This is a genomic window from Pseudomonas sp. 43NM1 (assembly GCF_002836905.1).
GTDB classification, from domain to species: Bacteria; Pseudomonadota; Gammaproteobacteria; order Pseudomonadales; family Pseudomonadaceae; genus Aquipseudomonas; species Aquipseudomonas prosekii.
Genome location: NZ_MKGS01000074.1, coordinates 1 through 6,635, shown reverse-complemented (window position 1 = coordinate 6,635; position 6,635 = coordinate 1). Strand labels below are relative to the sequence as shown.

The 6,635-nt window shown below is 62.7% G+C and carries 9 protein-coding genes; 1 reads left to right on the top strand and 8 read right to left on the bottom strand.

Going from position 1 to position 6,635, the window contains the following annotated elements:
- The 8 genes from BI292_RS08435 to cbiE all read right to left on the bottom strand — a co-directional run.
- On the bottom strand, positions 1-395 hold a 395-nt coding region (locus tag BI292_RS08435; RefSeq protein WP_101207599.1), incomplete at its 3' end, for a DUF2946 domain-containing protein.
- Between the two features lie 20 nt (positions 396-415).
- Positions 416-895 carry a copper chaperone PCu(A)C gene (locus BI292_RS08430; protein WP_101207598.1) on the bottom strand — a complete coding sequence of 160 codons (480 nt, stop codon included), beginning with the start codon at positions 893-895 and terminating at the stop codon, positions 416-418.
- Positions 896-943: 48 nt separating this feature from the next.
- Positions 944-1,342, bottom strand: coding sequence for a DUF2946 domain-containing protein (locus BI292_RS08425; protein ID WP_101207597.1), 399 nt, complete (start codon positions 1,340-1,342; stop codon positions 944-946).
- Between the two features lie 97 nt (positions 1,343-1,439).
- Entirely contained in the window at positions 1,440-1,730 is a 291-nt protein-coding gene (locus BI292_RS08420; RefSeq protein ID WP_101207596.1) for an addiction module antidote protein, read from the bottom strand.
- Between the two features lie 2 nt (positions 1,731-1,732).
- A complete protein-coding gene (locus tag BI292_RS08415) occupies positions 1,733-2,035 on the bottom strand; it encodes a type II toxin-antitoxin system RelE/ParE family toxin (protein ID WP_101207595.1) in 303 nt (100 codons plus the stop codon).
- Positions 2,036-2,230: 195 nt separating this feature from the next.
- The gene (locus BI292_RS08410; protein ID WP_101207594.1) at positions 2,231-2,959 is read right to left on the bottom strand and encodes a cobalt-precorrin-6A reductase; all 729 of its coding nucleotides are present in this window, start codon (positions 2,957-2,959) and stop codon (positions 2,231-2,233) included.
- Between the two features lie 189 nt (positions 2,960-3,148).
- On the bottom strand, positions 3,149-4,240 hold the full coding sequence (locus BI292_RS08400; RefSeq protein ID WP_101207592.1) for a cobalt-precorrin-5B (C(1))-methyltransferase: 1,092 nt from the start codon (positions 4,238-4,240) through the stop codon (positions 3,149-3,151).
- Positions 4,233-5,444, bottom strand: a complete 1,212-nt coding sequence (cbiE, locus tag BI292_RS08395; RefSeq protein WP_101207591.1) for a precorrin-6y C5,15-methyltransferase (decarboxylating) subunit CbiE — start codon at positions 5,442-5,444, stop codon at positions 4,233-4,235. Before cbiE ends, BI292_RS08400 begins: the two co-directional genes overlap by 8 nt.
- A 54-nt stretch (positions 5,445-5,498) precedes the next feature.
- Here cbiE and cobG point away from each other — a divergent pair.
- On the top strand, positions 5,499-6,635 hold a 1,137-nt coding region (gene cobG / locus BI292_RS08390; protein WP_101207600.1), incomplete at its 3' end, for a precorrin-3B synthase.

Below are 6,635 nucleotides of genomic sequence, written 5' to 3'. Positions count from 1 at the left end.
GTGAAAGTGTTGGGGGGTGGTGTGTCAAAAGCGACGAAAATCTGCCCGCCGGTCAGCGCCGGGCAGTTGAACAACAGACTGCAATAACCGCATTTCTCCCACAGCGCATGATGCTCGGCGGCGGGCGGGCAATGTTCAGCGGCGGCTTGCTGCGCGTGTTCGCCGTGGACGTCCGCGCCCATGTCCATCGACATGCTCATGTCTTTGGACATGGACATGGACATCGACATGGACATCGAGGTCATTGCGGCGGCGCGTTGATCCATCGGCATCGACTGAGAAATCAGCGGTCCGATGAAGATCATCAGCATGGCGAACAGGCTGATCCAGCTCCCGCGCGTCAGGCTTAACGTCTGATGGCGGTGGGCGGAGGTCCTGGCGCGAGGCGGGCGCATGGCGTTATCGGCTCAAATGCTTACTGGGCGTGCGCGTGCATTTGCGCGTCTCCCGGCGGCTGCTTCTGCACCGTGACTTCAACCGTCACGTTGCCGGATTGCTCGAAATGCAGGGTCAACGGGAAGCGTTTGCCGTCGGTCAACAGGCTGCGATCCTTCAGGTCCAGCAGCATCACGTGATACGCCATCGGCGCAAATCTGACCTCGCCGCCGGCCGGGATTTCCACGCTGGGCACTTGCTGCATTTTCATCAGGTCATTCTGTTTCACGTGCTCATGCAACTGCGCTTGCGCCGCAATCGGCGAATCGACGCTGAGCAAACGGTCGGCGGTTTTCCCGCCGTTGTGAATCACGAAATAAGCCGCGACGGTCGGTGCGTTGGGCGGCAGTTCCTGCGACCACGGATGGGCGATTTGCAATTCGCCGGCCTTGAAATCAAGAGCATTGGCGAAGCAGGCAGGCAGCAGCAACGCGGCCAGAACGATGAGTTTGTTCAACATGGCAGATCTCCAGGACGATTCAAAACGCAGGTCGATTGCGAGAACGAATCACACCAGAGGGGAAGCGCGGGGATTGAGACTTGGCCATTGCTGGCGCGGTGTCGGCGTGTCGAGCGTCGCCGCAGGCTGGGCTTTATGGCCCTCGAACCGGGCGAAATACAGCTGCGGCACATGCCCCGGCAACGCAACCAACGGTGCCGAGCCGGAGCAACACCAGCAATGCTGCATGGTGGAGTGATCGTCATTCTGCGGCGCTGGCGAGTCAATCGGCCCCAGTGAAATAGCGACCATTTTGCTGCCGCTGGACGTGCAAAAACTGCCCCACAATAGTTGCTCGGCGGGTGACTTCGCCGACTGCGCCATCGCCCCGGTCATCGGCATGGCGAGCATATTGAACAGCACTGCAAAGCAGGCGATCCAGGCAAATGCGAGCCGTTGTCGGGACATGAGACAAATCCGGTAGGTGGACGATCAGGCGCGGCTATTTAGCCTGATCAGGGCCGATAAGTAAAAAAGCGGCGTGCGGTGTGGTGTCGCAGCCTTTTCAGAGCGCTACGGCATGCAAGCGCAGACCCAAGGCCTTCATGACTTTCATGATAGTCGCGAATTCAGGATTGCCAGTGCTACCTAACGCTTTGTACAAACTCTCGCGCCCCAGCCCTGCATCACGAGCGACCTGAGTCATCCCTTGTGCCCGGGCGATATCATTGAGCGCGGCACGGATCAGCACGCCATCCCCTGCATCCTCGTCAAAACAGGCATCCAGGTAAGCCGCCATTTCCTCAGGTGTCTTGAGGAACTCGGCAGCGTCGAAGCGGGTGAATTGTTCGGCCATGATTACTCCTCATTTCCGATGTTTTGCACCATCTGAATGGCGCGTTTGATATCTCTTTTTTGAGTCGACTTGGCGCCGCCGATCAACAGTAGGTAAACCACCGCGCCTCTGCGCGTGAAATACACCCTGTAGCCCGGACCGAAATGCACGCGCATTTCGTAAACCGCCGACCCTACAGATTCGCAATCACCGAAATTTCCATGTTCTGCGGCGCGAAGTCTGGCCACTACCTTGGCTTTACCAATGGTGTCTTTCAGTGAGTCAAGCCAGTCAGCGAATGCTCGGGATCGTTTGAAGTCGATCATGTCGGGATCGTATTCCTTGGGATACAGGTTTGGCAAGCGCCGCTTTTCTCGGGATGAATCTGCCTGACCCCCTCGAATGGCGGGTGTGTTGGCGTGATTAATTGGCAGAGCCTGAATATAGGGTTGAAGAGGTGAGGACGACCAGACGCCTTTTTCTGTAAGTTCTGCCGGAAAATTCGCAGGTTTCAGGCAGTTTCAGGAAAATTCGGACAGGATCAGAGCGCTGAGCACATCCGCCACCGAACCAAACTCCCGATCAACCGCCGCCAACACCGGCCGCTTCAATACCAGCACCGGCACCCCGCGCTCGCGGGCCACTTCGAGTTTCGGCTCGGTGGCGGTGCTGCCGCTGTTTTTGCTGATGAGCACGTCGATCTGGCGGCGTTGGAACAGCTCTCTTTCGTCTTCGAGCAGGAAAGGGCCGCGCGCGCCGATGATTTCGCAGCGCTCGTTGCCGGGGTAAACGTCGAGGGCGCGAAGTGTCCAGAATTGCTCCGGGGGGATGTCGTCGAGATGCTGCAAGGGCTCGCGGCCGAGGGTGAACAGCGGTCGGCGGAAGGGCTTTAGCGCCTCGATCAGTTCGGCCCAATCGCGGACTTCGCGCCAGTCATCCCCGGCCTGTGGCTGCCACGCCGGGCGGCGCAACGCCCAGCATTGGATGCCGCTCAATTGCGCGGCAGTCGCGGCGTTCTGGCTGATTTGCGCGGCGTAAGGGTGGGTGGCGTCCAGCAGCAGACCGATCCGTTCATCGCGGATGAATTGCGCCAGACCTTCAGCCCCGCCGTAACCACCGACACGCACCTGGCAGGTCAAATCCGTCGGCACCCGACCGACACCGGCAAGGCTATAGATATGCTGCGGCCCCAGCGTCCGGGCAATCGCCAACGCCTCCGTCACACCACCAAGCAACAACACACGTTTCATCAAAAACTCCTGCATGGCAGTGCACAAAAACAACGACCAACCCAACCCCCCGTGGCGAGCGAGCTTGCTCGCGCTGGGCTGCGCAGCGGCCCCAAGGATTTGCGCAGCGGCATAGATCCTGTGAGTGCTGCGCCCTCAAACGCGAGCAAGCTCGCTCGCCACAGGTGCTCATCGGTCGGGAGGTTTACGTTAACTTCCAGCATGCCCGACTATCCCGCCCTGACGATCAATCGCGAACACTTCGACCTGAACCTGCGCCGGCACTACGCTGCGGGCAAACTCCAGCGCGTGTCGGCACACTGCGTCACCCAGGGCGATTCCCGCCGCGCTGGCCATGGCCAGCGCCTGTTGACTGGTGTTGGCGGCGCGGATCGATTGCTGCAACACCTCATCGGCGCCAATCGCCGCCGCCCATTGCGCCAGTTGTGGCAGGTCGATGCTGGAATGGCGGCTGTGCAAATCCATGTGGCCGGCCGCCAGTTTGCTGATCTTGCCGAAGCCGCCACAGATGCTCAACTTATCCACAGGCACGCGGCGCAGGTGTTTGAGGACCGCGCCGACAAAGTCACCCATTTCGATCAGGGCGATTTCCGGCAAGTCGTAGACCCGGCGCATGGTGTCTTCGCTGGCGTTGCCGGTGCACGCGGCGATGTGCTGATAGCCGTTGGTTTTGGCGACGTCGATGCCTTGATGGATCGAGGCGATGTACGCCGCGCAGGAAAACGGCCGGACGATGCCGCTGGTGCCGAGGATCGACAAACCGCCGAGAATCCCCAGGCGCGGATTCATGGTTTTCAACGCCAGCGCCTCGCCATTCTCGACGTTGACCGTCACCTCAAAACCACCGCCATAGCTCAGCTCCGCAGCCAGCGACGTCAGGTGATCGGTGATCATTTTGCGCGGCACCGGGTTGATCGCCGGTTCGCCGACATTCAACACCAGACCCGGCCGGGTGACGGTGCCGACGCCCCGGCCAGCGATAAAACGAATCCCCGGCGCGGCGCCCAGGCGCACGTGCGAGTAAAGCAACGCGCCGTGGGTCACGTCCGGGTCGTCGCCAGCGTCCTTGATCGTTCCGGCCTCGGCGCCGTCATCGTGCAAACGGCAGAACTCCAGGCGCATCTGCACCTGTTTGCCTTTGGGCAAGATGATCTGCACCGCGTCCGCCGCCAAGCCGCTGAGCAACAGGCGTGCGGCGGCGAGGCTGGTGGCGGTGGCGCAGCTGCCGGTGGTCAGGCCGCTGCGCAGGGGCGCGGGCTGTTCGGCGGTTTCGTCACGCATCGAACGGCTTCGTCACGTCGAGCAAAGTGATCGGCAGTGCCTGGCGCCAGGTATCGAACTCGCCCAATGGCTGGGCCTGGGCGATGTGGATGCGCGTCAGCTCGCCGCCGTGCTGTTCGCGCCAGGCCATCAAGGTCATTTCACTTTGCAGGGTCACGGCGTTGGCAATCAATCGACCGCCGGGTTTGAGCGCGGCCCAACAGCTGTCGAGCACGCCATCACGGGTGACGCCGCCACCGATGAAAATCGCGTCCGGGCGTTCGAGCCCGGCCAAGGCCTGCGGCGCGCTGCCGCGAATCAATTGCAAACCGGGCACGCCGAGCGCGTCGCGGTTGTGTTCGATCAAGGCTTGGCGGCCGTCATCGGCCTCAATTGCCAGTGCGCGGCAGCTCGGGTGCGCGCGCATCCATTCGATGCCGATCGAGCCGCTGCCGGCGCCGACGTCCCACAGCAGTTCGCCGGGTATCGGCGCGAGGCGGGCGAGGGTGATGGCGCGGACATCGCGCTTGGTCAGTTGTCCGTCATGTTTGAACGCTGAATCCGCCAGTCCGGCGAGGCGTGACAGGCGCACGATTCCGGGTTCGGCGCGGCACTCGATGGCGATCACGTTGAGGTCGGCAATATCAGCAACCGCCCAATCAGCCGCGACACCGTCGATGCGCCGTTCCGCCTCGCCGCCCAAATGCTCCAGCACGGTCATTCGGCTCGGGGCAAAACCGCGCTCGCGCAACAGCTCGGCAACCGCCGCCGGGCTGCTGCGGTCATTGCTCAACACCAGCAACCGCACGCCGCTGAACAGCTGCGCATTCAGGGCCGCCACCGGGCGGGCGACCACCGACAGCGTTACCACGTCCTGCAAAGGCCAGCCCATGCGCGCCGCCGCCAGTGAGCAGGATGACGGCGCCGGCAGAATCAGCATCTGCTCGGACGGCACCTGCCGCGCGAGGCTGGCGCCGACGCCGAAGAACATCGGATCGCCGCTGGCCAGCACGCAAACCGCTTCGCCAGCGTGCTCCAGCACCGGCGCCAGGGAAAACGGACTCGGCCACAATTGCCGCTCGCCACGAATGCACACCGGCAACAAATCCAGTTGGCGCTGGCCACCAATGATCCGCGAAGCGCCCAGCAGAGCCCGTCGAGCATGCTTGCCCAGGCCCTTGAAACCGTCTTCACCGATACCTACTACTGTCAGCCAGGGCTGCATCTGCGGTCCTCAAAAATAGTCCTGAAACGGACTGATCCGACGGGCAGGCTTTTCATGCCGTCGAACAAAGCAGGCATAATACCGCGCCTTCGCCCGCGAAGCGCCTTCGCCACTCTGCCGGTCTGCCCTTTGAACCCACGTCCGTTGTCCTGCGCTCTACGCCCCTCGGCTTGCCCGGGGTTGCTGCGTATTGTCCAGGCACTGGATGGCGGGATTTGCCGGATCAAGTTGAATGGCGGCGCGATCAGTGCTGATCAGGCCGATGCGGTCGCCGCTGCCGCCGAGCGTTTTGCCGCTGGCGTAATCGAGGCGACCAACCGCGCCAACTTGCAGATTCGCGGGATCGGCTGCGCCGAAACGCCGCTGATCGAAAGCCTGTTGGCCGCTGGATTGGGCCCGCGCACGGCGGCGGGCGATGACGTGCGCAACCTGATGCTCAGCCCCGGCGCCGGCATCGACCGGCAAATGCTGCTCGACACGCGGCCCTTGGCCGAAAAGATTCTTGGCAGCCTGCAAAGCCATCCGCGTTTCCATGAGCTGAGCGCCAAGTTCGCCGTGCAACTGGACGGCGGCGAAGCGCTGGCGATGCTCGAACATCACCATGATTTGTGGCTGAGCGCGGTTGAACAGGATGGCGAATACCTGCTCGCGTTTGGACTGGCCGGCTGCCCGAGCGATACGGCGATTGCTGCGGTGCCATTGGCGCATGGTCATGCGCTGGTGATTGCGGTGCTTGAGTTGTTCCTCGACCTGGCGCGCCCCGATCAGACGCGCATGCGGCATTTGCTCGGCGAGTATCCGCTGGCAGATTTCATCGCAACACTGGGCGAACGCGTGCCGCTGCTGCCCGTCGAGTACACGCCGCGCATTGCCAGCGCTGTGCACATCGGCGCGCACCCGCAGGGGCAGACCGGGCGTGTGTATGTCGGCGCGGTGCCGCCGCTGGGCCGGCTCGATCCGGCGATGCTGCGCGGCGCGGCGCGATTGGCCCGCGAGCACGGCGACGGCACGTTGCGTTTCACCCCGTGGCAAAGCCTGTTGCTGCCGAACATCGCCGAAAGCGCCGCCGCTGAAGTTATCCACAACCTGGAAAAACTGGGTCTGCGCTGTTCCACCGCCGACGCGCTGGCCCACGTGATCGCCTGCACCGGCGCCGCTGGTTGCGCCAAAGGCCTGGCCGACACCAAGGGC

Coding starts and splice junctions, on each gene's coding strand:
- BI292_RS08430 (WP_101207598.1), bottom strand. CDS start 895: ATGTTGAACAAACTCATCGTTCTGGCCGCGTTGCTGCTGCCTGCCTGC.
- BI292_RS08425 (WP_101207597.1), bottom strand. CDS start 1,342: ATGTCCCGACAACGGCTCGCATTTGCCTGGATCGCCTGCTTTGCAGTG.
- BI292_RS08420 (WP_101207596.1), bottom strand. CDS start 1,730: ATGGCCGAACAATTCACCCGCTTCGACGCTGCCGAGTTCCTCAAGACA.
- BI292_RS08415 (WP_101207595.1), bottom strand. CDS start 2,035: ATGATCGACTTCAAACGATCCCGAGCATTCGCTGACTGGCTTGACTCA.
- BI292_RS08410 (WP_101207594.1), bottom strand. CDS start 2,959: ATGAAACGTGTGTTGTTGCTTGGTGGTGTGACGGAGGCGTTGGCGATT.
- BI292_RS08400 (WP_101207592.1), bottom strand. CDS start 4,240: ATGCGTGACGAAACCGCCGAACAGCCCGCGCCCCTGCGCAGCGGCCTG.
- cbiE (WP_101207591.1), bottom strand. CDS start 5,444: ATGCAGCCCTGGCTGACAGTAGTAGGTATCGGTGAAGACGGTTTCAAG.